19 protein-coding genes are annotated in these 26747 nt (G+C 59.1%); 7 read left to right on the forward strand and 12 right to left on the reverse strand.

The features are described 5' to 3' along the window. Positions 1-18: 18 nt before the first annotated feature. The 5 genes from GRAN_RS02925 to GRAN_RS02945 all read left to right on the forward strand — a co-directional run bounded on the left by GRAN_RS02925 (position 19) and on the right by GRAN_RS02945 (position 9710). The gene (locus GRAN_RS02925; RefSeq protein WP_128911501.1) at positions 19-711 is read left to right on the forward strand and encodes a MarR family winged helix-turn-helix transcriptional regulator; all 693 of its coding nucleotides are present in this window, start codon (positions 19-21) and stop codon (positions 709-711) included. After that, on the forward strand, positions 711-2138 hold the full coding sequence (locus tag GRAN_RS02930) for an amidohydrolase/deacetylase family metallohydrolase (RefSeq protein WP_128911502.1): 1428 nt from the start codon (positions 711-713) through the stop codon (positions 2136-2138). The genes GRAN_RS02925 and GRAN_RS02930 overlap by 1 nt, the downstream gene beginning before the upstream one ends. Before the next feature lie 31 nt (positions 2139-2169). Further along, complete coding sequence (locus GRAN_RS02935; protein ID WP_161570815.1) at positions 2170-3228, forward strand: energy transducer TonB; 1059 nt, start codon at positions 2170-2172, stop codon at positions 3226-3228. Positions 3229-3374: 146 nt separating this feature from the next. Next, entirely contained in the window at positions 3375-5201 is a 1827-nt protein-coding gene (locus GRAN_RS02940) for an ABC transporter ATP-binding protein (RefSeq protein WP_241654311.1), read from the forward strand. Between the two features lie 66 nt (positions 5202-5267). Further along, entirely contained in the window at positions 5268-9710 is a 4443-nt protein-coding gene (locus GRAN_RS02945; RefSeq protein ID WP_241654312.1) for a glucoamylase family protein, read from the forward strand. Between the two features lie 14 nt (positions 9711-9724). On the opposite strand, the gene GRAN_RS02950 is transcribed toward GRAN_RS02945, so the two are convergent. The 7 genes from GRAN_RS02950 to GRAN_RS02980 all read right to left on the reverse strand — a co-directional run bounded on the left by GRAN_RS02950 (position 9725) and on the right by GRAN_RS02980 (position 17819). After that, positions 9725-11125 carry a UDP-N-acetylmuramoyl-tripeptide--D-alanyl-D-alanine ligase gene (locus GRAN_RS02950; protein WP_128911504.1) on the reverse strand — a complete coding sequence of 467 codons (1401 nt, stop codon included), beginning with the start codon at positions 11123-11125 and terminating at the stop codon, positions 9725-9727. After that, positions 11115-12641 (reverse strand): UDP-N-acetylmuramoyl-L-alanyl-D-glutamate--2,6-diaminopimelate ligase, encoded by a 1527-nt coding sequence (locus GRAN_RS02955; protein WP_128911505.1) that lies wholly within the window; start codon positions 12639-12641, stop codon positions 11115-11117. The genes GRAN_RS02950 and GRAN_RS02955 overlap by 11 nt, the downstream gene beginning before the upstream one ends. A 39-nt stretch (positions 12642-12680) precedes the next feature. Next, positions 12681-15038, reverse strand: a complete 2358-nt coding sequence (locus GRAN_RS02960) for a penicillin-binding protein (protein WP_128912942.1) — start codon at positions 15036-15038, stop codon at positions 12681-12683. Between the two features lie 35 nt (positions 15039-15073). Further along, entirely contained in the window at positions 15074-15571 is a 498-nt protein-coding gene (gene ftsL, locus GRAN_RS02965) for a cell division protein FtsL (RefSeq protein WP_128911506.1), read from the reverse strand. Between the two features lie 38 nt (positions 15572-15609). After that, positions 15610-16545: a 16S rRNA (cytosine(1402)-N(4))-methyltransferase RsmH gene (gene rsmH, locus GRAN_RS02970; protein WP_128911507.1), complete on the reverse strand. Its 936-nt coding sequence runs from the start codon at positions 16543-16545 to the stop codon at positions 15610-15612. Between the two features lie 9 nt (positions 16546-16554). Beyond that, the gene (locus GRAN_RS02975; protein WP_128911508.1) at positions 16555-16992 is read right to left on the reverse strand and encodes a division/cell wall cluster transcriptional repressor MraZ; all 438 of its coding nucleotides are present in this window, start codon (positions 16990-16992) and stop codon (positions 16555-16557) included. 302 nt (positions 16993-17294) lie between these two features. Further along, positions 17295-17819: a DUF2127 domain-containing protein gene (locus tag GRAN_RS02980; RefSeq protein WP_128911509.1), complete on the reverse strand. Its 525-nt coding sequence runs from the start codon at positions 17817-17819 to the stop codon at positions 17295-17297. A gap of 261 nt (positions 17820-18080) precedes the next feature. Between GRAN_RS02980 and GRAN_RS02985 the strand changes: the two genes are divergently transcribed. Further along, on the forward strand, positions 18081-18635 hold the full coding sequence (locus GRAN_RS02985; RefSeq protein ID WP_128911510.1) for a fasciclin domain-containing protein: 555 nt from the start codon (positions 18081-18083) through the stop codon (positions 18633-18635). Between the two features lie 130 nt (positions 18636-18765). On the opposite strand, the gene GRAN_RS02990 is transcribed toward GRAN_RS02985, so the two are convergent. The 3 genes from GRAN_RS02990 to GRAN_RS03000 all read right to left on the reverse strand — a co-directional run bounded on the left by GRAN_RS02990 (position 18766) and on the right by GRAN_RS03000 (position 22720). Continuing rightward, positions 18766-19281, reverse strand: coding sequence for an SRPBCC family protein (locus GRAN_RS02990; RefSeq protein ID WP_128911511.1), 516 nt, complete (start codon positions 19279-19281; stop codon positions 18766-18768). A gap of 340 nt (positions 19282-19621) precedes the next feature. Continuing rightward, positions 19622-22015 carry a PAS domain S-box protein gene (locus tag GRAN_RS02995; protein ID WP_128911512.1) on the reverse strand — a complete coding sequence of 798 codons (2394 nt, stop codon included), beginning with the start codon at positions 22013-22015 and terminating at the stop codon, positions 19622-19624. A gap of 120 nt (positions 22016-22135) precedes the next feature. Next, positions 22136-22720: a YybH family protein gene (locus GRAN_RS03000; RefSeq protein ID WP_128911513.1), complete on the reverse strand. Its 585-nt coding sequence runs from the start codon at positions 22718-22720 to the stop codon at positions 22136-22138. Positions 22721-22845: 125 nt separating this feature from the next. On the opposite strand from GRAN_RS03000, the gene GRAN_RS03005 reads away from it, so the two are divergent. Further along, positions 22846-24246, forward strand: a complete 1401-nt coding sequence (locus tag GRAN_RS03005) for a dicarboxylate/amino acid:cation symporter (RefSeq protein WP_128911514.1) — start codon at positions 22846-22848, stop codon at positions 24244-24246. 168 nt (positions 24247-24414) lie between these two features. Here GRAN_RS03005 and GRAN_RS03010 read toward each other — a convergent pair whose 3' ends face one another. Together GRAN_RS03010 and GRAN_RS03015 are read right to left on the reverse strand one after the other, a co-directional pair. Further along, positions 24415-26109, reverse strand: coding sequence for a M20/M25/M40 family metallo-hydrolase (locus GRAN_RS03010; RefSeq protein ID WP_128911515.1), 1695 nt, complete (start codon positions 26107-26109; stop codon positions 24415-24417). Positions 26110-26130: 21 nt separating this feature from the next. Then, positions 26131-26667, reverse strand: a complete 537-nt coding sequence (locus GRAN_RS03015) for a hypothetical protein (protein ID WP_128911516.1) — start codon at positions 26665-26667, stop codon at positions 26131-26133. Between the last annotated feature and the right edge of the window lie 80 nt (positions 26668-26747).

Raw genomic sequence — 26747 nt, forward strand, 5'->3', positions numbered from 1 at the left:
TCCGGTTAGAGTGGAGCGATGATCCGTTCCTCGAAGAAACGACCGGTGCGGAAGCGAACTGCCATCCCGGATCTCACGGGCGGCGCGCGGAAGCAGCCTTCGAAGGGTACCGTCGCCAGAGCGTCATCGCCGTTGCTCCCGCTCTCAGCGACGCGCCTCGCGATCCTTGATGAGGGCGGAGCCACCGATCATCAGTTTCGACAGCTTCTGCACGATTTCTCCACGCTCGGCGCATCCCTGGAGTTGGCCAGGGCTCATCTCGCTTCGCTGCTCGGCCTCTCTTCGCCTCAGTACAACATCGCCATGATCCTCGCGAATCATCAGCACGAAGGCGGCATCCGGGTAAGCGACGTCGCCAAGAGGCTTCACGTCAGCACAGCATTCATTACAAGTGAGGTTGGGAAACTCGAGTTGGCGGGCCTGGTAAGCAAGCGTCCCAACCCGAGCGATGGGAGAGGCGTGCTGCTTCGGCTAACCGATAAAGGCGAATCGCTGGTTCAGCGTGTTGGTCCGGAGCGTCAGAGAGTGAACGATCACCTGTTCGGAGGTCTCTCCGCCAAGAGCTTTCGCAATCTCTCCAAAACCCTCGCAGCGCTGATCGATGACTTCGCCTATACGATGTCGCTCCTGAAGTTCGCCAAGGTAGACCAAAGCGGAACGATCATCGGCTACGAAGACGGTCAGAAACATCTGCAGCACAGTGAGGACTGATGAAAGCACGTTTGCTCGCTCGACTTGCCATCCTTACCATTGCAGCATTGCCGAGCGCCTATGCACAGACCCTCGTACAGGGCAGAGACGCAGCGGCGCAGGGCTCTCCCGATTACGACCTGCTGCTGAAGGGCGGTCACGTCATCGACGCGAAGAACAGCATCGATACCGTGATGGACCTTGCCATCAAAGATGGAAAGGTCGCGGCAGTCGGGAAAGACATTCCTGCGGACACCGCTGTAAAGGCGGTGACCGTAACCGGCATGTACGTCGTTCCCGGACTGATTGACATCCACACGCACGTGTATGCGGGCACGGGTGAACGGCACTCCTACGCCGGAGACCTTAGTGTGTATCCCGATGGCTTCACGCTGCGCAACGGAGTGACGACCATCGTCGACGCGGGCTCCTCGGGCTGGCGGAACTTTCCCGACTTCAAGGACCGGATCATCGACCGTTCGGAGACGCGCGTCCTGGCGATGCTCAACATCGTTGGGTCCGGCATGAGAGGCGGCAAGTACGAGAACAACCTTGAGGATATGCAGGCCGAGCCCACGGCGGCGATGGCTCTCAAGTATCCGGGTGTCATCGTTGGTGTAAAGAGCGCGCACTTCATGGGACCCGAATGGACGCCGTATGAGCAGGCGGTGAAGGCAGGAACAATCGCGCATATTCCGGTGATGATCGACTTCGGCGGCAGGCGAATCGAAAGGCCGCTCTATCAACTGCTGGAGACTGTCCTGCGGCCAGGCGACATTTATACGCACGCACTCTCCGGCGAGCGCGGCGAGCAGGACTTCAAGACCGGCGGCCCGGGACGCGGCATGCGTGAAGGACGCGCGCGCGGCATCTACTTCGATGTTGGCCATGGGCAGGCGAGCTTCGCATGGTTCACCGCCATTCCTCTGTACAAGGCCGGCTTTGCGCCAGATTCGATCTCGACTGACCTGCACATCGACAGCATGAACGCCGGAATGAAAGACCTGCTGAACGTCGGTGACAAGTTCCTCGCGATGGGCATGCCTCTCCAGGAGGTCGTGAGGGACATGACCTGGAATCCCGCGCGGGAGATCCTGCAGACTCAACTTGGAAACCTTTCCGTCGGGGCCATCGCGGATGTGGCCGTCCTCAGCGTGCAGCACGGTGATTTCGGCTTCGACGACGCGTACAGCACTGTCGTGAGGAGCAACCAGAAAATGTTGTGTGAGTTGACGGTCAAGGATGGGAAGGTCGTCTATGACCTGAATGCCATCACAGGTGAGCCGTGGGATGTCCCTCCAGGCCGCGCCGACCGGCTGGCAAAGCGTTGGACGAAGCTCAGAGAGCGTGGCTTCGGCGACTCACATTGGAAGCCGCTTCCCGGTCAGCCGCTCGTCAAGGATTGGACGCCATATCCCTGGACCGGTGCTGACGCGCCGAAGCCGTAGCCGGGATCAGCTTGGAAGATTAAGGATGTGCATGCAAAAGAGAGTTTCTTGGACGACCGTCGTCGCCTTCGGGGTAATGCTCGCACTCGACCACGCGCAAGCGCAGCAGGATGCTCCGCTTGAGGATGTTGTACGAGAAGCAGCGGGCCGATCAACACTCGCTGCTTCCGGCGGCGTCCCCTTCCACCTGAAAGCGACGATATCTGACGAAAAGAAGCATGATCCACAGTGGGATGCCGAGGTGGAAGAATGGTGGCAGTCGCCGACAGTATGGCGACGTGAGTTTCATTCGAAGACCTTCTCGCAGACCCTTGTGGTGAACGGCGCCGCGAGGGAGGAGCACATTGCCGGACCTGTCTTCCCGGAACTGCTGCGGAATCTAACGGTAGAGTTGGTCGACACGGTGCCGAGGTTCGATCAGCTTGCGGCACTTCACATCAAGGTCGACAAGCCCGACGGCACGCCGGGCCAAATCAAGGCAAAGTGGGAGATTCCTGGAAGCGATGGAACGACCACAAGGGCATTAGCCGCATCCATTGCAATCTCACGTGAAACCGGGCTTTTTGTCTACGGCGGAGACATCGACTGGGATGTGGCGCTTCACGACTTTGCCGATTTCCACGGAAAGCAGATCGCACGCCGCCTCACCGCGCAGTCACAAGGCGGCCCGCAGCTAACCGCGAAGGTCACCCTTCTCGAGGATCTAGCCGGAAGCGAATCGGCAGGCTTCGTCATACGGAGGCCAACTCCCGCCAAACACCAGCTGCGTGTCGTTGTTGTCCCAGAAGGCCAGATGCGCAAGCTCATCCTCCAGGCCCCGCAGCCAAAGTGGCCCGCAGTGCAGACGGGGCCTCTTTCAGGCACCATGGTCATGCGGATCGTTGTTGATCGTGAGGGCAACGTTCGGTCGGTCGACGACTTCTTCTCCGATAACCCGGCTCTCCAGGTGGCAGCTCAGGAACAGATGATGCGATGGAAGTTCCGGCCGTACCCCGATCGAGACGCCTCAGTTCAGGTGATCTCCACCCTCACCTTCCCGTTCAGCACCACGCGAGAAGAGTCCGCAGCTGGCGCACAGATGCCCAAATAGCTGTAATTGAACAAGTTTCATCGCATTCGGCGAAAACTTCCATTCGTACAGATGACAATAAGCACGCTTTCAGCATCATAGAAACCAAAGCGACGTAATCTGGCGATATAGCCCCTCTGTGTTCCTGCACGTCCTCAAACGAAACTATGACGGAGTCGAACGCCAACGTGAACGGTCAAAGCCCCTGGCGGGAACGACTTAGCGCGCTCAAGAACATGCCGCCGGTCCTGAAGATTCTCTGGGATTCGGGTCCGGAGGTCGTGAGCTGGGGCCTTATCCTGCGCGTCATCGTGGCAGTTCTTCCCTTTGCCGTGGCCAAGGTCGCCCAGTACATTATCACGGACATCGCGGGGCATCTGCGTGGAGAGCCGCTCCCATCGCGCTTCTGGTCGCTCGTCGCCGCTGAGGTTGCGCTCAACGTTGTGCTTGGTCTGATCACCCGCGCCATCGACTATTCCGACTCTCTTCTTGCTAACCGGTACACGCAGTACGTCAGCGTTCGCGTGATGGAGCAGGCTGCACGGCTGGATCTCACAACGTACGAGAACCCGGTCTTCTACGACCGCTTGGAACGTGCCCGTGTCCAGGCCACGGATCGCCTGGCGATGATCCAGCAGATGGGGCGCCTCTTCCAGCAGGTGATCACCACCCTCGTCTTTTCGGCCGCACTCGCCTGGGCTTCACCGTGGCTTGTTCTCCTTCTCGCTCTCGGCGTGCTTCCTTCCTTCCTCGGCGAAACGCATTTTGCCTTCCTTGGCTACGCAAAGAACTTCCGCCAGACAACCGCAAAGCGGCAGATGGACTATCTTCGCGAAGTCGCGGGAAGCCGGGAAGGAGCGAAGGAGGTAAAGCTCTTCGGTCTGAATAAATTCTTTACCGAGCGCTTCCAGGCACTCGCCCGGAAGATCTACCAGGAAGATGTCGCCCTGTCTCGATCGAAGTTGATCATGGGTGGCCTTCTCGGAATCATCGGCACACTTGGCTACTACGGCGCCTACGTCTATGTGATCTGGAGAACGATCGCCGGACATTACGACATCGGCCAATTCACCTTCCTCACAGCGGCCATCCAGCAAGCGAGTTCCAACCTGCAGCAAGTCTTCTCGACGGCGTCAGGCATCGCCGACCAGGCACTCTTCCTCACCGACTTGCTCGCGTTTTTTGCAATGGAGCCGACAGTGCGATCTAAGCCGGATGGGTTGCCCGCCCCTCGATCGATCGTTCGTGGATTCGAGTTCCGCAACGTCTCGTTTACCTACCCCGGCACAAACCGCACAGTCTTGAAGGATTTTAACCTGACCCTTTCGCCGGGGGAGCGCATTGCGCTGATCGGCGAGAATGGCCAGGGCAAGACAACGGTAGTGAAACTGATCACCAGGCTCTACGACCCAACTCAGGGACAGATCCTCCTCGATGGAGTGGACCTGCGCGAGTACTCCCTGGAAGATTTGCATCGCCAGATCGGCGTGATCTTCCAGGACTTCATGCGCTTTGAGATGACCGCGAGAGAGAACATTGCCGTCGGTCGTGTCGATCAGACGCACAATCAAAATGACATTGAATCCGCGGCTCATAAGAGTCTTGCCGACACCGTGGTGGTCAAGCTCTCGGAAGGCTACGACCAGATGCTCGGAAGACGGTTTGAGGGAGGCGTTGAGCTTTCCGGCGGTGAGTGGCAAAAGATGGCCCTCGCCCGCGCCTACCTTCGCGATGCGCAATTGCTGATCCTGGATGAGCCGACGGCCGCACTCGACGCACGAAGCGAACTCGAGGTGTTCGAGCGCTTCGCCGAACTCACGCAGGGCAAAATGGCTCTATTGATCTCGCATCGGTTCTCCACGGTCCGTATGGCCGATAGGATCGTGGTGCTTGCGGGTGGCCGGTTGATTGAAGAAGGAAACCACCAGAACCTCATGGCTCGCGGAGGCGTCTACGCGGGCATGTTCGAGATGCAGGCGGCAAGTTATCGCTAGCCCACGGAGTCGCGCACTGCTGCAAGGTCTCGTCGCCTGAGCGATCGACGGCCGGAGGAGGAAACCTTGAAAGCACTCCACGACGATCCGGCAATGCCAGGACACGGGCATCAGTTCACGACGTCGTCCCCTGACGTTCCGGCCGACAGTCTGCCAGAGAAGCCCCTCGTATCTGACAACGTTCTCCGCGACCGGGCAACAACTCTCGCCGAGGGATGGGAGATGTTGCCTCCGGCGAAGTATGAAACCGGTCTTCCGCAGAGACTGAAGGAACTCCGGGCCAAACTCAAGAGCATCCTGGCCACCGCGCACGCCCGCACAACGGGTAAGGAGTTGACGCCGCAATTGGAACTGCTGGAGAGCGGCCGGATGCTGCAAGCGGTCATCGAATCGGCCGAGAGCGCCGTGCCCGCCTTGCAGGCCTTGCCTCATGTACGGCTTACTCACCACGGTGCTCTACCTCGCATCAACAATCTAGCGGAAGAGTATCTCTCGGCCGCCTCCGGAATCTGGTCACCCGCCTCCATCGCTCTTTATGTCCATCAGGTGCAGGAGCGTCACGTACTTCTTCTCGACGAGATCCTGCTTCTTCCACAGGCTCTGAAGTATGCCCAGCTCGAATTCATACTCGATCGTGCAGAAGAGGTATTTGAACAACGCGAGCTGCCACCCATTGAGCAGTCCCCGTTCTCCGCTCCGATTCATAGCCTGCGAAGGCTCAATCAATACGAGTGGCGACATCTGCTTGAGTCTCTTACTTCTTTTGATGAGACCCTCCGAGCTGACCCTGCCGGAGCGTTTGCCCTCATGGAGGATGAGACGCGGCACGCCTATCATGAGCGCGTCGCGCAACTAGCCGAGCATGCCGACTTCAGCGAGTTCGAGACTGCGCAAGCTGCACTCCTCATGGCGCAGCAGGAGCAGGAACTCGGGGACCCCGACCCCCGTGGAGCACGCCGGAAGCAGCATGTGGGGTATTACCTCTTCGCTGAGGGCCTTCCCGCCCTCAAGACGCGCATCGGCTATCATCCTCCACCCTCGGAAAGAATTCGAGATATCGTTCGAGAGCATAACGACTACATCTACGTTCTTGGGATCGTTGTACTCTCCTTCGTCCTCATTCTCCCGATCATCGCGCCGTTGGTTCCCCATCACGCGTTCTGGCCTGTGATGGGTGCTCTTATTCTGGCGCTTCTGCCTGTCACGCAAGGCGCCGTCGACCTGATCAACGGACTCGTCTCTTCTCTACTCAAAGCCGAGTCCCTACCAAAGATGGACTTTGTTAAGAGCGTTCCGGCCGAGGCAACCACGCTCGTCGTCGTGCCTACCCTTCTTCTCAAAGATACCCAGGTCCAGGAGCTGTTTGAGGACCTCGAGGCCCGTTACCTCTCGAATGAAGACGCAAACATTCACTTCGCGTTGCTGACTGACTTTCCCGATAGCATCGCGCAGCCATCGCCCGACGAACGTCATCCGCTTGTTCAGATGGCAATCGAATATACGAATAATCTCAATGCTAAGTACGCGGAAGGACGGGGCGGCTCTTTTCTTTTGTTACACCGGCACCGAGTCTTCAATGCCCGCCAGGGTGTGTGGATGGGATGGGAGCGCAAGCGCGGCAAGCTACTTGACCTGAACAAGCTTCTGCTGCACGAGTTCGACAGCTTCCCGATCAAGGCTGGTCCCCTCGACGTCCTTGAGAAAGTCCGATACGTGATCACGCTGGACTCAGATACCCAATTGCCGCGCTCCACGGCAGCCCGCATGATCGGGACAATGGCCCATCCTCTCAACACCGCAATCATCGATCCGAAAAGAAAGATCGTGACTGCGGGCTATGGCATTCTGCAACCACGCGTCGGCGTCAGCGTGTCGTCCGCATCGCGCTCAAGGCTATCAGCAATTTACTCAGGTGAAACAGGCTTCGACATCTACACGCGCGCCGTGTCGGATGTATACCAGGATCTCTTCGGCGAGGGAATCTTCACCGGCAAGGGTATCTACGACGTGAGCGTGCTCTACCAGGTCCTCGAGCGTCGCTTCCCTCGCAACGCCCTCCTCTCGCACGATCTCATCGAGGGAGCATACGTCCGCGCAGGGCTCGTAACAGATGTGGAAGTCATTGACGACTACCCATCCCAGTACCACGCCCACACACGTCGCAAGCATCGTTGGATTCGCGGCGACTGGCAGATCATGCGCTGGCTATTCCTCAGGGTTCCCGACGAGTCGGGACGCCTGGTCCCGAACCCCATCAGCTTTATCTCGCAATGGAAGATCCTCGATAACCTGCGCCGCAGTCTCGTCGAGCCATTCACGTTTCTAGTACTTGTCCTGGGCTGCTTTTATCTTCCAGGCGGAGCACCGTATTGGACCCTCATTACCATCACGCTGCTTCTCCTTCCAGCGCTCGTCCAACTCATGTTCGATCTCCTGCGGGCCTTATTCAGTACTAGCGTGACAGCCGTGCGTGGGGCCTTCTCAACATTCTTCGGCTCTATTGCTTTTGCGCTCATCAACCTCACATTTCTCGCGCACCAGATGATGCTCTCGATCGATGCCATTGTGCGTACGCTGAGCCGCAGCTTCTTCTCGGGCCGCCGCATGCTGGAATGGGAGACGGCAGCGCAGTCTGAGTCGAGCGCCAAGCGAAATTCACTCGATATCTATCTTCAGCTTTCTCCTGTTCTTGCCCTTGTGCTCGCGGCCTTGCTCGCGGTTCACGATCGCCACGGGTTGCTGGCAGCCGGACCAGTTCTTTTCCTCTGGATAATTGCCCCCTTCGCAGCGAAGTGGCTCAACTCGTCTCCTCGCCCACCGGAGCGCTCCCTAAGTCTCGCGGACCGTGCCTTTCTCGAGCAGCAGGCTCTTCTTCTCTGGCGCTTTTATTCTGAATTCGGTGGGCCAGAGAACCACTGGCTGATCCCGGACAATGTGGAAGAGAAGAATCTCTTGCAAGTGCGCAAGCTTTCGCCCACGAATCTCGGGATGCTCTTGAACGCAAGACAGGCCGCTTGTGAGCTTGGGTTTCTTACAATTCCAGAGTTTGTCGATGCGACACTCGGGACGCTGAGGACGTATGACCGCCTGGAAAAGCAGCGCGGACATATCTATAACTGGTACGACATTGAGACGCTGCAGGCCGTTCCGCCGTTCACCGTCTCCGCTGTCGATAGCGGCAATCTCGCTGCCTCTTTCTACACATTGCATACAGGTGGACTCGACTACCTCAAAAGGCCTCTACTAAGCTCCGAGAGCTTTGCGGCACTCGATCAAATTGCCGCAAATAGTGATACGAAACCACGTGAGGCGGCTGAGGTGACCGCCCACCTGCAAGAGCTTTTCTCCCCGTCAAGGTCAACCAGGGACGGCGCCGGTGCTTCAGACTCGTGGGTCTCCGCCGAGTTGGAGCGGCGGAGATTGGCACTAGTCTCCCTGATTGAAAACTATCTCCCATGGCTCTTGCCAGAATTCGATCCACTCGTTCAGGTGAAGGTCGAAGGAACGACTTCTATCCCATCGCTTGGGCATGCCGAATCGCACTTACGTACTCTCGCAGCGGCGCTCCACAAGCTCGATGCCGACCCTCTTCTGAGTGAGAAGGCCAGAGCCCTTCAGCAGCGGCTGCCGGCTGCCATCGACCGAGTGATCCAGTTAGAGCAAAACACCAAGAGCATCATCGACCTCGCCGAAGGGTTCGCGGAAGCCATGGAGTATGGCTTCCTTTTCGTCGAGTCGCGCCAGCTCCTCTCGATTGGTTACGACGGTCTCACTCATGAACTGCACTCTGCGTGTTATGACCTTCTCGCGTCAGAGGCGCGTATCGCGTCGTTCCTTGCGGTCGCCAAGGGAGACATCCCACAGCAGGCATGGTTTAGACTCGATCGCTCCCATGTCCTTGTGAAAGGCAGGGCGGCGCTCGTCTCATGGACAGGCACGATGTTTGAGTACATGATGCCCGCCCTATGGATGCGCACATTTCCGAATACGCTTCTCTCTAACTCGCTCGAGGCCGCCGTTCGCATTCAGTTCGAGCATGTCCGCAAGATTCCGTGGGGCATCTCTGAGAGCGGGTTTGCAAAAACCGATGAAGCGGGCCGGTATGGCTACCAGGCGTGGGGAATTCCGAAGCTCGCCCTCAAGTACGGAGCGGAGGACGGGCCCGTCATATCGCCCTATTCCACCTTCCTTGCATTGCCCATGCTGCGAAAGGAAGCTCTGTCAAACCTGCGGCGCATGGCATCCATGGGCTGGACCGGAGCCTATGGTTTCTACGAGGCTGCGGATTACACCGAAGGCTCAGAACCCCGGCTCGTGCGCTCCTGGATGGCGCACCATCAGGGTATGGCCCTGCTGGCAGTGACTAACCTTCTGCGTCAGAACATCTTCCAGACATGGTTCCATGCGAACCCCAGGGTACGCGCGGCAGAGCTACTCTTGCACGAGAAAGCCTTGAGCAAGCAGACGATCAGTGAACTTGCGAAACGGAAGACTCCGGAAGCAGCTTGAGGCCGGTAACCCGGCTACTGCACCTTGGTTTTGAGTACATCAAGAGCGAGCTCGAGCTTGACTCCGCGGGATGCCTTCAGCAGGACCGCGTCGCCAGGTCTCAGACTGTCTCTCATCCAGGACCCAGCCTCCTTCGGTGATTCGAAGAATATGCTCTCGACGCCGCCAGTGTGTGCAGCGTCCGCAATCGCCCGGGCATAACCGCGGACTCCAAGTACGAGGACGACGCCACGATCCGCCATTCTCTTACCGCAAGCGGCGTGGAGTGTCTCAGCATCGGGACCAAGTTCGAGCATCTCTCCCGCGACGACGATATGCCGTTCCGCCGGTATCGCGAGCAGGGCGTCTACCATCGCGTCCAAGGCGCGCGGGTTTGAATTGTAACAATCATTGATCACGGTGGCTCCGTTCCACTGCATGATCTCGCCGCGACGATCTCCAGCCTGTAGGGTGCCTAACGCGTCAACGCAAGCTTCGAGATCAATACCGCTTTGCAGACCAATCGCAATCGCGGCGAGCGCGTTCATCACATTGTGTCGCCCGAGCATTCTGAGTTGAACGCTCGCCCGTCTGCCACCGGCCGCAACGGTGAACACGGTTCCCTCCGAGCCGGCTTCGGTGATCTGAGTGGCACGAACCTCGGCGTCTTCTCCCATTCCATAAAAGACCGCGCGCGATCCCATTCCGTGGCCAAACGTTCTTACATACTCGTCGTCCGCATTCAGCACTGCGATCCCGTCTGGAGGGAGAGCCTCGACAAGCTCGTACTTGGCCGCAGCGATTCCCTTGATGCCATCGGCAAAAAACTCCAGGTGCACGGGTGCCACATTCGAAACCACCGCCCAGTCCGGCCGTGCGATCTCCGCAAGCGCACGAATCTCTCCGGCGTGGTTCATTCCCATCTCGATCACAGCGACTTCATGCTCCGGTTCCAGTTTGAGCATTTGAAGCGGCAGACCGAAACCGTTGTTGAAATTCCCATGGGATTTGAGCACGCGAAACCTCGCGCCGAGGACGGTCGCCACGGCCTCCTTGGTGGTCGTCTTTCCAGCCGAGCCCGTCACGCCGATGACGCGGCCACCCCACTCCTGCCGCACACGCAGCGCCAACCGCTGAAGAGCCGCGAGAACACCATCGTTCTCGTAATCGTTCTCATCCGGCACTCGCAATAGCCTGTCAGATCCGACACCTGCGGGGGATAACCATTGCATGCTTACGACTGCTGCCACAGCGCCATTCCCAAGCGCGGCCTCAACGTAGTCGTGCCCATCCATGCGCTCACCACGTACCGCAAAGAAGAGATCTCCTGCGGAGATAGTCCGTGAGTCAATGGAGTAGCCAATAGCTTCCGACTCGGTCGCAAAGTCCCCTTCAGCTCCGATCCAATCCGCCACGCGGCCAAGCCTAAGCTTCATTCGGGTCTCCATCTACTTCGTTCAATTCCGCCAGGACACCGGTTGCAACCGCAACGTCATCGAAAGGCACGGTCTCGTCCGCAAAGATCTGCACCTTCTCATGTCCTTTACCAGCTATCAAAACAATATCGCCCGCCCGCGCGGCACGAATCGCGATGCTGATGGCACCGGCACGGTCCTCCTCCACAATGCAGATCGTGCCGGTCTCGCGAATACCCACCATGATCTCCTCGATGATCTTTTCCGGGTCTTCTGACCTCGGGTTATCGCTCGTCACAACGATCAGGTCACTGCCCTCCGCTGCGGCTCTCCCCATCTTCGGCCGTTTCGTTCGATCGCGATCCCCTCCGCATCCAAAGAGGGTGATGACTCTGCCGCCATGCGGCCCGACAAGTTCACGGCCAAGTGCGATGAGGTTGCGTAACGCATCGTCAGTATGGGCATAGTCCACCACGACGGCGATCTTTGCGTTGCCGGAGGGTACGACCTGGAACCGTCCAGGCACTTGGCCCAAGCGCTCCGCTGCGCCGGCTATCTCTCCAAGCGACAAGCCGCGCGCGAGGGCTGCGCACGAGGCCGCAAGCAGGTTATACACATTCACCCGTCCAGTAAGTGGCGACATGATCGGAACGCAGCCTGCTGGCGTATCAAAATCGAAGATGGTCGCCCCGGCTCGAAGACTGATGTTATCCGCCCGATAAGCCGCGCGAGGCCCGAGTCCATAAGACATGACCTCGGATCCGTTCGCCATTGCTTTCTGTTGCAGCAGGTCACCATGGGGGTCGTCCGCATTGATCACTGCTACCCTCGGAGCCTTTGCGCCTACGCCTTCAAACATGCGCGCCTTGGCTTCGAAATAGCGGTCCATCGTAACGTGATAGTCGAGATGGTCCTGGGTCAGGTTTGTGAAAAGGGCGACATCGAGTGGGATGCTCCAGACGCGCTCCTGATCGAGCGCATGAGAACTCATCTCCATGATCGTCTCCGTGGCGCCAGCGGCCACGCCATCCGCGAACGTCGCAAACAAATCGCGGGCCTCCGGAGTCGTGTGCTCGCTTGATCTCACCTCGTCGGCAACATGAGTCTCGATGGTTCCGATTAGAACACAGGTGCGCCCGGCGCTCTTGAGAAACTGCTCGAGCAGATACGCGGTCGTCGTCTTACCGTTCGTTCCAGTCACTGCGCTGATTGCAAGACGCTCTTCCGGGTGAGAGAAGACATTCGCCGCAACCTCCGCCAAAGCTCTGCGTCCATGCGAAACAAGAGCAACTGGGGAGATGGGTCGCGTCGAACGGTGGGCGTCGTATGCCTCACGAGAGTCGGTGACGATACCAGCAGCTCCTCTAGAGACTGCTATATCAATAAATCGATTGCCATCGGTGCTGCCGCCGCGCATGGCGACGAAGATGTCTCCGTGCTGAACACGTCGTGAATCGTACTCGACACCCGCGACCTGAACTGGGGCGTCGAACCGTTCGACGACGGTGACACCCTTCAGAGCTTCTGCCCACAACATCGGTATCCCCTGAGTCCTATGCTACGCTGACTCGCCTGTTCAGCGAGTGAATCGGACAACCACCTCGGTACCGACTGGAACCATTGCTCCCGCACTCGGAACCTGCTCGCGAGCCAGACCGCTCCCTACCGGCTCGATCCGGAGTCCGAGCGCACCGGCCTCTTCAACCACAGTCCGCAGACCCGCACCTGAAAACGAAGGAACGGCGACTCGCCTGGTCGAGTCCACCACGATGGCGTTGTGACCGATCGCCTGAACAGCGGGTGTGACCAGAGGAGCATGGAGCGGAGCGGTAAGGCCGGCCACAGCATCCGGCATCGTGGATGTCGTTCCACCATTCGCCTTGAAGGCAGCAAGCACCTTCGCAGGCAGCAGATCGATCACGCCTTTACTCCTCACCGGCGGCGTGTAAGGCCTCTCGGACGGCGTAGCCAGAGTCGCGTCGGCTAGCCTCTGCGTGGAAACGGGGTTCGCGTTATTCACAGGCTGGGCACGCAAAGGATCATCCGCGGGAAGGTTGTTGACCTCGGCGAACATGTCACTCAGATCGCCAGGATCGTTGATAGAATCAGCCACTTCCTCAACCGGTGCCTTCATGTCCTTCTTATTGCGCAGCGGTTGATCATGCGGAACGCCAAGATACTCGAGCACCTGTTGCGCGACTTCCGCAAACACGGGAGCGCTTGCCGCACCTCCGTAGTGGGAGACCTCAGACCCCGCGGTCGGCGTATCGATCACCACCGCGACAGCGATCGCCGGATTACTCACTGGCGCGAAACCCGCGAAGCTGGCCACAAGCTTCGTATGCGAATAAGTATGCGTAGCTACATCGATCTTCTGCGCCGTCCCCGTCTTACCCGCCGACGAGTAGCCATTCAGCTTCGCAAGCTTACCCGTGCCCGTCTCGACAGTCCCCTGCATCATCATGCGCATCTTAGCCGAGGTCAGCTCCCGGATCACCCGGTGAGCCCCGTCCGGCAGCGTGGCAGGAAGCTGATTCACCGGATGAAACGCAACGGGCTGAAGACGTGCATCGCCCTTCATCTCATCGGTCGATTGCATCAGGATGCGAGGAGGCATATAGACTCCTCCATTCGCGATGCTCGATACCATCGACACCAACTGCACCGGAGTAACGCCAACCTCCTGCCCGATCGACATAGACAGAATGCTCGTCGCGCCCCACTTTTTGGGAGGCCGCAGAAGTCCACGCGTCTCGCTCGGCAACTCGATACCTGACCGGTCGCCGAACCCGAAGCCCTTCATGTACTCGTAAAACTTTTCGTTCCCAACCTTCAGCGCCATCTTCGCCGCACCCACGTCGCTCGAGTGCTCGAGAGCATACTGCACCGTGACGCGGCCGAAGTGATCGCTCTTATCGTCGTGCAACGTCCGTCCGTACATAGTCATCGCCCCACCCTGGCAATCGACGATATCCGTCGGCTCAACTCCCGCCGAATCCAGCGCCGCTGAATAAGTAACCAGCTTGAACACAGATCCGGGCTCATACACATCGCTCACCGCAAGGTTCTGCAGAACGCTCGCGTCCATGTGCTTCTGATCATTCGGATTGAACCGCGGCGAAACGGCCAGCGCGAGAATATGCCCGGTATGCGGGTCCTGCACGACAACCGTGCCATGCAGCGCCTTGACCTTCTCCACCTGAGCATCGAGCGCCCGTTCCGCCATGTATTGAATATTCGCGTCGATCGACAGAACGAGATTCTCGCCCGGCAGTGGTTCCCGTTCATCCGAGTCGAGCACGTGGCGCTTCGCATCGAGCGCCGTCAGCATATGCCCGGGCGCTCCATGCATCTCGTCATCGAACTTCAGTTCCAGCCCTCCAAGCCCCGCATCTTCCGTCCCGACATATCCAAGCACCTGCGCCAGCAGATCATTATTCGGGTAAAACCGCTTGAACTCCTTCTGCGTGTAAATGCCCTTGAGATTCAACTCACGAATCCGCGTCGCGGTATCCGCATCCACTCGCCGGGCCACCCAGGCAAAGTTCCTCGAAGCATTGAAGCGCGCAAGCATCTGTTGCTGCGAGGTGAAGTTATCCGTGGGGTCCGCGTGAACGATCTTGGCGAGTATCTCCGCCGCGCTCCCACGATTCTCTCCAAGCTCCGAAGGCACGGCATAGATTGAGTCCACCAGCACAGTCATCGCAAGCTCACGCAGATTGCGGTCGTACAGCACACCGCGCCGCGGAGCTACTTCGAACGTCCTCTGCTGCTGCAGCGCCGCCCGATGCACCCAGTCCTGCCGCTTCACCACCTGCAGCCAAGTCAGCCTAAGTCCGATAACTCCCGCCCAGCCGCAAAAAAACAACGCCACGTAGGCGAAGCGGATCCTCCGTATCGGAGCCGTCAACGTCTGCCGTGGCGCCTGCTTCATCCTCATACCAACTCCCACCAAGCCCAAAGATAGTGCTACTGCATCACCGGTGCCGAAGCCTGCGCCAGCACAGGCGCATTCTGCATGCTGCCGTCCGGACGCACAACCTGTCCAGGCTGAGGAACATCAAGTCCAAGTTGCTTTGCAATCCGGTCAATCCGGCCCGGATCGGTCAACTGCGCCTCCGTCAAGCGAAGCTGCCTGTTCTCTTCCCGCAGAGCCTCGACCTGCTGTTTCTGGCTCTCCACGTGATAGCCCACTTCAATCGCCGAGAAGTGCTGCCAGACATACACCATCACCAACAGAAACAAGATCCCCATCACAGCCGAGAAGCTCCGCATTTCGCGGCGTCGTTCCGGATCGTCCGCCTTCACAATCCGGCTGTTATCAATGTGCTTGGCAAAGAAGACCTCAGGCGTAGGTCCGCGCCGCGCCTTCCGTTGCGCCTCAAAGAGCGCCCTGTTCCGCTCCGAGGTCGTGCCCACCCGCCGTGCTCCACTCATGCCCGCTGCTACCATCGTCGCTGCCGCCATCGCCGTCTCCTTCTTCGCCGGCCTCCGCCGCGCGCTTCCTAAACCTTTTCTGCTGCCCGCATCTTTGCACTGCGTGACCTTGGATTCCGCATTTGCTCCTGCTCCTCGGCCACCACAGGTTTCTTCGTCAACACGTCAAATGTCTTGGCCTGTCCGGCCTCTCGAAACGCATCCTTCACCAGCCGGTCTTCCAGGCTGTGGAAGCTGATCAGCACCAGCCTTCCTCCCGGCTTTAACAGAGACCCCGCGCCTTTCAGCAGCGATTGAATCTCGCCTAACTCGTCGTTCACCCTCATTCGGATTGCCTGAAAGGTCTTTGTTGCCGGATGAATCTTGTCGCCTTTCATCTGCGGGGCTACGGCCGATATCACTCGAGCTAATTCCGCTGTCGTTGCTATCGGCCGCGCCCGCACAATGGCTCTGGCGATTTTCCGCGACCTCCTCTCCTCTCCGAATTCGTAAATCAGGTCGGCGAGAACGTTTTCGTCCTCCTGATTTACCACTTGCTCGGCCGTCTCCCCCGTCCGCGGATTCATCCGCATATCCAGGGGTCCATCCGACCGAAAACTGAATCCTCTGTGCGCCTCGTCGAGTTGCAGACTGCTCACGCCAAAGTCAGCGAGCAAACCATCCACACTCTTTGCGGCAACTTCTTCGGCAGCCTCCGAGAACTCCCTCGGCACATACACCACCTGAGGCATCTCTGCTCCAAGCTCGTCGGCGACTTCGCCCATTCGAGCCTTCGCCTTCTCCATCGCCTCGGGGTCGCGGTCGAAGCAGATCAACTTCCCTGCGCCGCCAAGCCTCTTCGCGATCTCGGAAGAGTGCCCCGCCAACCCGAGCGTGGCATCCACATACGTGCCGCCACGTCGCACATTGAGGTACTGCAAAGCTTCTTCTAAAAGAACCGGAACGTGGGCTTGCTTCCGCGCCGCACGCTCTCCCTGGGGAGAAAACCCGGGCTTCTCGTCCACGGGGTCCAACTAAATTCCCAACTCTGCCAACACTGCTTGCTCGGCCTCGGTCATCGGTTCGGCAAGCTTCGCCGTGAACTTCGGCCGGTTCGCCACTTCCAGAAACGTCTGCGAACCAAGAACGACAACCTCGTCGGTCAATCCGGCAGCCTCACGCAACACCTGGGGGAGTAACAATCTCCCTTGGGAGTCCATCTCCGTCATCTGGCCGTAGTAGTTCGTCGCGTCCAGAAACTTCTTCTTCGCCGTGTTCATCGAACCCAGCGTTGCCAGCTTTGCTTCAACTGCTTCCCATTCCTTCAACGGGTAGATCTCAGCCCGCTCTCCATCCTTGCTCGTGATGTAAAACATCGGGCCATACACCTCATCGATCCGGCGCTTGAAGTCCGCCGGCATCTTCAGCCGGCCCTTCTCGTCGATTCGCGTAGGGTGATTGCCACGAAACATGTTCCGCCTCGGTCATCCGGGGAGATTTGAGTGAACTTGAGCTCTTCAGGCTCCACTTCACTCCTTTTTGCTCCACTTTTGACCACTTCCGTCCACATCGTCTCCTGACACCCAGACGATGTAAAGAACTAAATTGGGATTTGGACTGGAGATTTCCACTTTTCTATGTGGATAAGCCACTAATGGGGGATAGTGGCGTCAACTCAACTAGATATGGGGCTGACGGCTTAGATTCTGTACAACTTTGGTATTGCCAAGCCCCGGAAACCTTGATAGGCGAACTAAAAGCGAAAGTCCCCGTGTCAGAGCGAAGACGGTTCCTTCCGCCGCCGGAGAAGCCACAAAAGATATGCCAGGACAAGAAGGTTGATGATCAGGAGCCCAAGCCGAAACCAACTCGGACGACGCGCTAGTTCGTAGAGTTCCCAGGGAAGAAAAGAGATCGTCAGTCCCAGCGTAAGGTACTCCGCCCAGGTCTTCTCAAGCATCAAGCCCACGCCCTCCGTCAGCGCAAGGGCGGAATACCCAAAGGTGGCGATACTGATCTCGTAGAGGCGATGGTGGTCGATCAGGTCGACCTTAGCCATCGCCATCGAGATCAGGCGGCTTTCCGGGTCGAACCGCAGCGCCGTTGCCAGGCGGATGAGCGAATCGCCGAGATCCTTGTGCAGGAAGTGAAGAGCGCCGGCCCCGATCGCGAAGAAGAAGATGGCTTTGCCCAGCTTGAACAGGCCGATCAGCAGAAGACCCCGATCGTGTCCATGGCGCTCTGGCGCGGAGACCGTTTCCTGAGGATTACTCTCGACCTGGATCGCTTCGCTCGACATCGCTGCTTCGTTTAGTTGACTGGGACGGTACCGAATTGTCAACGGTCGATCGGTTCTGGGTCCTCCGGTAGTCACAATTGTGGGATCTTCATCGAGATAGTGCTTTCCCTCCCGGCCAAAGAGGAATAAAAATATCTGGCTTCGAGAGTCATGATGCAATCCGCGCCGAACAGGCCTGCGTAGATGCTAGTGAGCGCCCTGAAGCAGGGCCCCTAAAAATCTCAACCATTTCGACGACCAACAAGGACAAAGGAAGACATCATGAAGAAGACGCTGCTTGCTACTTTCGCTGTAGGTGTTCTCGCACTCTCCACCCTTACCGCTTCTGCCCAGAAGGACCCGATGGTCGGCGGCGCCGCAATGTATCCAGACAAGACGATCGTCGCCAACGCTGTCAACTCGCCCATCCACACGACGCTCGTCGCCGCTGTCAAGGCTGCCGGCCTGGTCGATACCCTCAATGGACCTGGACCGTTCACCGTATTCGCTCCCACCAATGACGCCTTCGCCAAGCTGCCTGCCGGCACGGTCGATACCCTCGTAAAGCCTGAGAACAAGGCGACCCTCACCAAGATCCTCACCTACCACGTCGTCTCCGGCAAGATCTCCAGCAAGGAACTCGCCAAGGACATCAAGAAGGGCGGCGGCAAGTATGACCTCACCACCGTCGAGGGCGGCAAGCTCACCGCCACCATGTCCGGCGGCAAGATCATGTTGACCGACGAAAAAGGCGGCATGTCGACCGTCACTGTCGCTGACGTTTTCCAGTCGAACGGCGTGATTCACGTCGTCGATACCGTTCTGATGCCGAACTAGTCGCTTCCTCTCCCGGACTATGCGTAAAAGGCGCCTCTATCGAGGCGCCTTTTACATTCCTTGATCTTCCTCCCGGGGTGCCCCACCTTCGTCGCTGTTCGATCGCGACGAAGGTGGGAGCCCATGCAGCTCACCCACCTGCCATCAATCCCAGCAGCTCCACCGTCCGCGTGTTCCGGTACCGGAACGTAGCCCCCAACTGGAACGCGATCAAGGGCTGCGCAACCCTTCCCAGTGAGCCAAACGGAACCTCGTACTCCACCTCATCCCGCAGCAAGGTCCCTCCCGCCACCGTCCGCAGCCGATGGCAATGCCTCCACCGCGCAAAGGGCCCTCGAAGCTGCACATCGCAGAAATGATCGTTCCACACAAACTCCGAGATCTCCGCCTCCCAGGGCAACCGGATCGGCGACAGCGGCACCGGACGAAAGCTCATCGTCAACCGCGTCCCAGCCCCGGCCGCGATCCCCTTGATCCGCCGCGCAGGATCGGGGTGAGGCGGAGGCGCTGTAAAGGAGGCCTCTTCGATCCTCGCCTTCTGCCACTGCGGCATCAGCCGCGGGAGGTTCTCCGGGTTGGCGAAAAATGCGAACACGACCTCAATCGGGTAGGAAAGCGTCTGCTCGGAGCTAAAGGTGTAAGCCATCGCTCCCCAAGTAAAGCAAAGATTGCCTCGCCCCAGCGCGGAATTCCCCGGCGGTCCTGGATCCCCCGAAACTTGTCAAGGGGTAAATCGTACAAGATGAACAAAGCAAAGGATTTACCCGTGTCCTTTTTCTCTTCTCTATCCGCTATAATAGAAATAGAGGGAAAAACGCCGGGGTGGCATGCCTTCCTTCTCAACATCGCCTAAGTTGTTTCATATCTAATATTTAGCCGCAAGTCCTTTGCTTTGAACAATTTACAGCGCTAAATTCAGCGCAAATGCAACAAAATAAAAGCTTTACGCCAGGGCAATGGGGAGGGGGGGGTAGGGCCCCAGCCGGCTACCGGAGTTTATTCGCAGGCCGAGTCGGAAGCGTGAAGTGGAAGGTAGCTCCTTCGCCTAGGGTGCTTGTAGCCCAGATGCGTCCTCCGTGCTGCTGGACGATGCTGCGGCAGATAGCAAGGCCAAGACCCGTTCCTCCCATGGCACGAGAGTCGGAAGCATCCACCTGCTGAAAGCGCTCGAAGATCTGCTGCAGCTTGTCCGTAGGAATTCCACGGCCGTGGTCGCGGACCTGGATCTCGGCTTCATCGACGTCCAGGTAGCAGGCACTCAGCTCGATCGAACTGCCCGAAGGCGAGAACTTGATTGCGTTCGAGATGAGGTTCGTCAGCGTCTGGAGGATGCGGTCCGGATCGGCCCAGACATTGACGCCCGCGGCAGCGTACGTAATATTTACGGTCCCCTTGCTATCCGTAGCCTGTTGGAGACTTGTGGCGCGGTGCAGCAAATCGTCGACCGAGCACATCGTGTGGTGAAGCTCCGCCTGGCCGGAACCAATGCGCTCGAGGTCGAGGATGTCGTTGACGAGACGAACGAGCCGATCGGTGTTGGCAATGGCGATCTCGAGCATCTGGCGAAGCTTCTCGGGACGGCGTTGAAGAGCGCCACCGGCAATAAGGCCGAGAGCGGCCCGCAGGCTCGTAAGCGGTGTCCGAAGCTCGTGCGAGACCGTGGAGACGAACTCGTCTTTCATCCGGTCGAGGGCGCGGCGCTCGGTAGTATCAGTGAACGCGACGACCACGCCGATGGCTTTACCTTCCTCGCCGGAAGAGCCGTCCGACTCGATCTGAGGGCGCGCCACGTACTCGACGGGAAAGCTCGTTCCATCCTTACGCCAGAAGACTTCGTTCGAGACGCGGATGGTGTCGCGATTGATGACGGTACGGTTGATACGGCAGTCGGTGACGGGATATCGACTGCCGTCGGGATGAGAGTGATGGATGAGATTGTGTAGCTTCTGGCCGAGGATCTCCTCAGGCTTGTACCCGAGCATCTGGGACGCAGCGGGATTGATGACGGTGACTCGGCCCTCGAGATCGGTACCGTAGATGCCGTCACCGACGCTCTCGAGGATAGAGTTCGACTGGCGGATGAGGACGCGAAGCTTGTCCTCCGCGCGAACGCGTTCGGAGATGTCGATACCGAAGCCGAGGACGTGAGGCTCGTTGCCTGGCACATGAATGAGCTTGTTGCGGTAGGCGATGATCCGGGTTTCCCCGTTGGTATGCCTGAGATGGAGAATGCCCTCGGCTTCGCCGGTCTCCTGGATGCGCTTGAGATAGGGCTCAAACATGGTGAGCGCTTCGTAAGGAACAAGCTCCGCGAGAGAGTGCCCAACGACCTCATTCACACGGCGGCCGATGCTTTGTGCTCCATGAAGATTGACGGAGAGGAGCCTGCCCTGAAGATCGTGGGTGCAGACCATACCGAGCGATCCTTCGACGAGCTGTCGATAGCGCGCTTCAGACTCGCGCAGGGTGGCTTCGGCGGCAAGCTGCTCGGTGACGTCAATGCCGGTCGAGATAACGAATGCGACTTGTCCCTGGGGGTCAAGCAGGGCAGTGGCAGACCAGGCGATGCGGCGGAGATGGCCGTCGGCGGTAAGCCACGAGTTCTCAAAAGCTGTCGGGAATCCCCCGCTGCTGAGACGCTCAAAATCTTTGATGGCGGTAGGGATTTCAGCGTCGGGAATGAGCCTTTCCCACGCGTAGCGTCCGACAAGAGACGGGAAATCGTATCCGCTGACGGTCTCGCACGCGCGGTTGAACCGGACTATGCGGCCGGCAGTGTCGTAGACGACGACCAGAGCGCCTACCGTATCGAGAACGGCAGAAACGAAGTTGCGCTCGACCGTGAGGGCCGACTCGACCCGCTGACGGGCGCGGGCCGCACGATCCATCTGGAGGACACGGGCGTTGAGCTCGAGACGGCCGATGACCTGGCGGGCGAGGGCAGCGAGCCCGGTGCTTTGCGCCTGGCTGAGGCGGCGCACACCGGCATCGAAGACACTGAGGCACCCAATGACGGCTCCGGACGGCGTGACGAGAGGCGCGCCGGCATAGAAACGATAGGAGCGTCCGCTGAAGAGGATGCCAGCCGGGTAGGACGGATCGAGGCGAGCATCGGGAACCTCGTAGATCTCGGAGTTGCGGACAGTCTTCTCAAGAGCGAGGGGAATACGGCGGATTTCGCCGAGTTCAAGGCCGTAGGCTGAACGCAGGTAGAGGCGATCGGGCCCCGGGAGAGCGATAACGGCGACGGGCGCATTGCAGATCTGGGCAGCGAGCCGGCTGATGTCATCGAAGGCAGGATCGGACGCGGCATCGAAGACCTCGTATTCTTCGAGGGCATCGATGCGCCTGGTCCCGTCCTGGTCGAGTAGAACATTCATATGAATGGCTTAGCAGCGAAGCACGATCTGGCCCAATGGTACGGAGGGTGGCTGGAGCTTGGCACTCCTACTTTCGCGTCAGCGCCCAGAGAAAATGGGGAAAACTCGTCCCCTTTTGGGTCAGGGCTTAGGTAAAGTGCAACAATCCCCGGCGGCAGGGGGCTCGTTGGCACTGGCGTCGAGAACGACTTTCCAAGAGCCGTCCGCCGTCTTCTTCCAGAGGGTGATATAACGGCCAGCGGTAACGACGGGCTGACCATGCTGGTCGACGGAATGGCCTTCGTAGTGTCCCCATGTGAAGCCGGAGTCGTTGGAGGGAAGCATCTGGGCTCCCTGCGGCGTCCAGGTGAGCTGATAGGTGTGGGGATCCCAAGTGGCCGAGGCGGCAATGTTCCCGCGTCCGAGGACGGCGGGACGGCCGTTGTTCAGTGCGACGGCGTCATCGGCGAACCAGGTGGCGAAAGCTTTCCCTCCTCCTGCAGCCACGGATGCCGCAAAGCGGTGCTCGAGATCGTAGAGGAAGAGAACTCCTGGAGAGGCGGAAGGCTGCGCGAGGGGCGAAACGGCGGAAGGCACGGCAAGAGGATCGAGCGCCGAGGAGTGCGAGGACTGGCTTGGAAGCTGGGGGCTCAGCGGCTGCTGCGCGGCAACCGTGGAGAGCGGGAGAAGAATGGCAAAGATCGCCTGGCGAGCGTAGCGGCGCATATGTGGTTTCGATGCTATCAGTCGTGTCGGTTCTGCCTGTATGGTGACGTGATGTGAATTTCCGTTTCCGGGATTAGTACGTGTGGCGCAGCAGGGTGGATCGCGGCTGGTATTCTTCGCAGCACATGAATCTTTCGAAGAACGATCTTGGCGTCTTGCTTCCGGCGGTAGCGCTTGTGATGATCGGTGTGGCCGTTCAGGCGACCGGGCGTGGAATGCATGGGTCGCTGGTGGCGAGTGAGACTTTGCGGTGGGTGGGAGTCTTGGGGCTGGCGGTTTACGCGGTAAAGCGACGGACGCTGACGCCCTGGATCTTTGTGGCGATGGTGGCAGGCGCAGAGATCGGATTCGACGCGCCGGGGTTCGCGGTGGGACTGCGGGTGTTTTCAGACATCTTTCTCAGGCTTATCCGAACGATTGTGGCTCCGCTGATCCTGGCGACGTTGGTGACGGGGATCGCGGGGCATGGGGATCTTAAGGGCGTAGGGCGGATGGGGATCAAGAGCCTCATATACTTCGAGGTGCTGACTACACTTGCGTTGGTGATTGGCTTGGTGGCGATCAATATCAGTAAGGCGGGCGTGGGGCTCACGCTACCGGCGTCGGGTGGGGCGACGGAGACGCTCGCGAAGGTTGAGCCGACGCACTGGCAGGACTTTCTGCTGCACGTGTTTCCGGATAACATCGCGAAGTCAATTGCGGAAGGGCAGATTCTGCAGGTGGCGGTGTTCGCTGTATTCTTCGGGATCGCGCTGGCTTCGCTGCCTGCTGAGAAGGGTGCGCCGGTGCTGCGGCTCTGTGAGAGCCTCAGCGAAGTTATGTTCAAGTTTACGAACGTGGTGATGTACTTTGCGCCGATCGGGGTAGGGGCAGCGATGGCGTTTACCGTGGGGCATATGGGGCTTGGCGTGCTCGTGAACCTGGGAAAGTTGCTGCTGACACTCTATGCGGCTCTGGCGGCCTATGGGCTGTTCGTCATGCTGCCGGTGGCGCTGGTCGCAGGAGTGCCAGTGAAGCGGTTCCTGGCAGCAGTGGCAGAGCCGGCTACGATCGCGTTCGCAACCGCTACGAGTGAAGCGGCGCTGCCGAGGGCAATGGAAGCGATGGAGGCACTCGGGGTGCCTAGGCGGATTGTGTCGTTCGTGATTCCGGCGGGGTACAGCTTCAACCTGGATGGGTCAACCCTCTATTTGGCGCTGGCGAGCGTGTTCGTGGCGCAGGCGGCGGGAGTGCCGATGACGTGGGGAGAACAGCTCTTCATGATGGGGACGCTGATTTTGACGAGTAAGGGAGTAGCGGGTGTTCCGCGGGCTACGCTCGTGGTGCTTCTGGCTACGGCCGCTACATTCCGGCTGCCTACGGAGCCTATTTTTGTGATCCTGGGGATTGACGCGTTGATGGACATGGGGCGGACGATGGTGAATGTAGTCGGGAACTGTCTCGCCAGCGCGGTAGTGGCTCGGTGGGAGGGGCAGTTTGACTTGGAGGAGTTGGATGAGGTGGTGGCGGAAGGGTTGGCGGACTAGCCCCACCCTCCCCCTTTTCTTGCAAAGTTTTCAAATCATTTGATTTAGCTTCGGACTTCGAGGGCCGGGCCAAGCTAAAGTCTTGAAAACACGTGAGGTGATTCCGCAAAGTCTTCTAATCAAAGGAGATAGCCTCACCATGGATGCCGGACGAAACGAGATGCACTTTTACCGTCCGAGGGCTGGATTTGCGATGAAGCGAGGTGGGACGGGGTTGTCGGCTATGTCGAAGAGGCTTAGGTAGGCCAGGCGGATGATTTTTGTCATCTTGGTGAAGTCGATGCGGTCTACGGTGTCGGTGACGTGGTGGTAGTCGGGGTGGAAGCCGGTGAAGAACCAGAGGGCCGGGACGTCGTGGAGGATGAAGGGGAATTGGTCGGAGCGGAAAAAGATGCCGAGGGCGGTGTCGCGGTCGAAGCGGTCGTCGAGGATGAGGCCGACGTGCTGGTCTTCGTGCTGGACGATCTTGAGGAGGTCGGGGGCATAAAGGCTGCCAATGAGGTTGAGGCGATTGGTGGTGTCTTTGGGGATCTCGATAGCGCCGTCAGTCTGGGGGCTCGGGGCTTCGTCGCGACCGATCATGTCGCAATTAATCATGGCGCGGGTGGTGGCTAAGGGGCGCAGGGGATGGTTCGACATGTAGTACGAGCCCTGGAGCGGGCCGCGCTCCTCGGCGGCGAAGACCACGAAGAGGATCGAGCGCTTGGGCTTGACCGGATTGGCGGTGAAGGCGTGGGCCAGTTCGACGACGCCCACGGTGCCGGAGCCGTTGTCATCGGCCCCGTGCCAGATTTCAAGGTGGCGCTTGCCGTCGGGGTCTTCGACCTCGGAGGCGCCGTTGTGATCGTGGTGGGCGCTGATGAGGACGGTTTCGGCGGAGAGGGTGGGGTCGCTGCCGGGTAGGAGTCCGGCCACATTGTAGGCTGTGCCAGTGCGAGTGGAGGCGTTGCGGGTTTCGAGGTGGAGTTGAACGCCGGGGATCTCGCGGGACTGGGGCTGGAGGTCCTTGTCGATGGCGGTCTGGAGGGCTTTGGCGGTGGCATTGGCGGGCTGGAGTAGGTCGGCGGCTACGGTGAGCGGGATGGTGGTGCTGGAGATGTGGGTCTCGTCGTCGACGATGGCCTGGAGGGGGAGCGGGGTGAGGCGTTTGGTGTTGACGCCGACGTAGACGGCCATGAGGCGCTTGTTGGTGGAGATGTGGGTGGCATTCGGCTCAGGCATGAGCAGAACGGCGATGGCACCGTGTTTCTGGGCGTTGAGGAGCTTGACTCGGTTGGTAGCGTAGCGCGTGTTGCCAGTACCGTTGAAGATTGATTTGGGATCGTCTTCCTGGGGCTCGTGCTCCATGAGAAGGACGACTTTGCCGTGGACGTCGACGTTGGCGTAGTCATCGTAGTTGAGTTCGGGCGCGGTGATTCCGTAGCCGACGTAGACGAGTCCTCCGGTCACATCAACATTCTGGCGGAAGGAGCTGGTGATGTCGGCGGAGGTCCAGGATTTGGTTGCAGGACCGGTCGCAGGACCGGTCAGGGTGAGGCGGGTCGCGCCGGTGTCCGGCTTGTACTCGACGAGTGGAACGGGCTGCAGGAAGGATGGGTAGCCGGAGGCATCTTTCGCGGCGGGCTGCAGGCCGGCTTTGGCGAACTCGGAGGCGACCCACTCGGCGGAGGCTTCGTCGCCAGGTTGGAGAGACATGCGACCCAGCAGACCATCTCCGGCGATAAAGGTGAGGTTGGCGCGGAGGGTTGATTCCTTGATGGCATTGAAGCCAGTCTGGACGCGTTGGGGAACGGGGGTCTGGGCGAAGGCGATGGTGGAAAGGAGGAAGGACGCAATCTGCAGTGAACGCGAAGGTGACCTCATCGATCTAGTTTGGCATGGACTTCAGTGAAGGCTGGGTTCCGCTGGTCTAGATGCCTGGGCAGCTACGGGCGAGATACTGCATGGATAGGTGCCCCCGGCAAGGTCGTCATGGTCGATAAGGCCGATCAAGGCGAGGATCAATATGGCGACGCTGATGTAGTTGTTCATACGGCCGATATTGATCTTCCGTTTGGCATGAGCGAACCTCTCGAACGGGCTTCGGTCCGCGCACTCGAACCTCTGGATGTTAAGGAGGTGATGCTCCCAGCCGGCTGCGTGGAAGTGGTTCTCGACTCCGCGCAGATAGCTCCCAAGTTTGATGATGTCGTAGGTCAGTGCAGCCATCCGGCTCACGGATGCGACGGCAAGCAGAAGCGGAATGCACCAGAGAAGGACGTGGTGATTGTGATTCGTAATGAGCCATGCCCAGATGGCGCCGACGGCGATGACGAGGTAGCGCTCTTCGGTGCGAGACTCGGTGAGGTGAATCTCGATCTCCTTGCGGAGAGCTTTGTACTCTTCGATGTGGAAGACTTGGGGTTCGGTAAGTTCGGACATGGGGCTGGTCCTGGGATGGGTTTTGGCGGCGGAGCTAGGATAGCGCTGATCGGCTCGAGCCGACTTTTTGTTTTACGGCA

Source organism: Granulicella sibirica, from assembly GCF_004115155.1.
Classification (GTDB): Bacteria; Acidobacteriota; Terriglobia; order Terriglobales; family Acidobacteriaceae; genus Edaphobacter; species Edaphobacter sibiricus.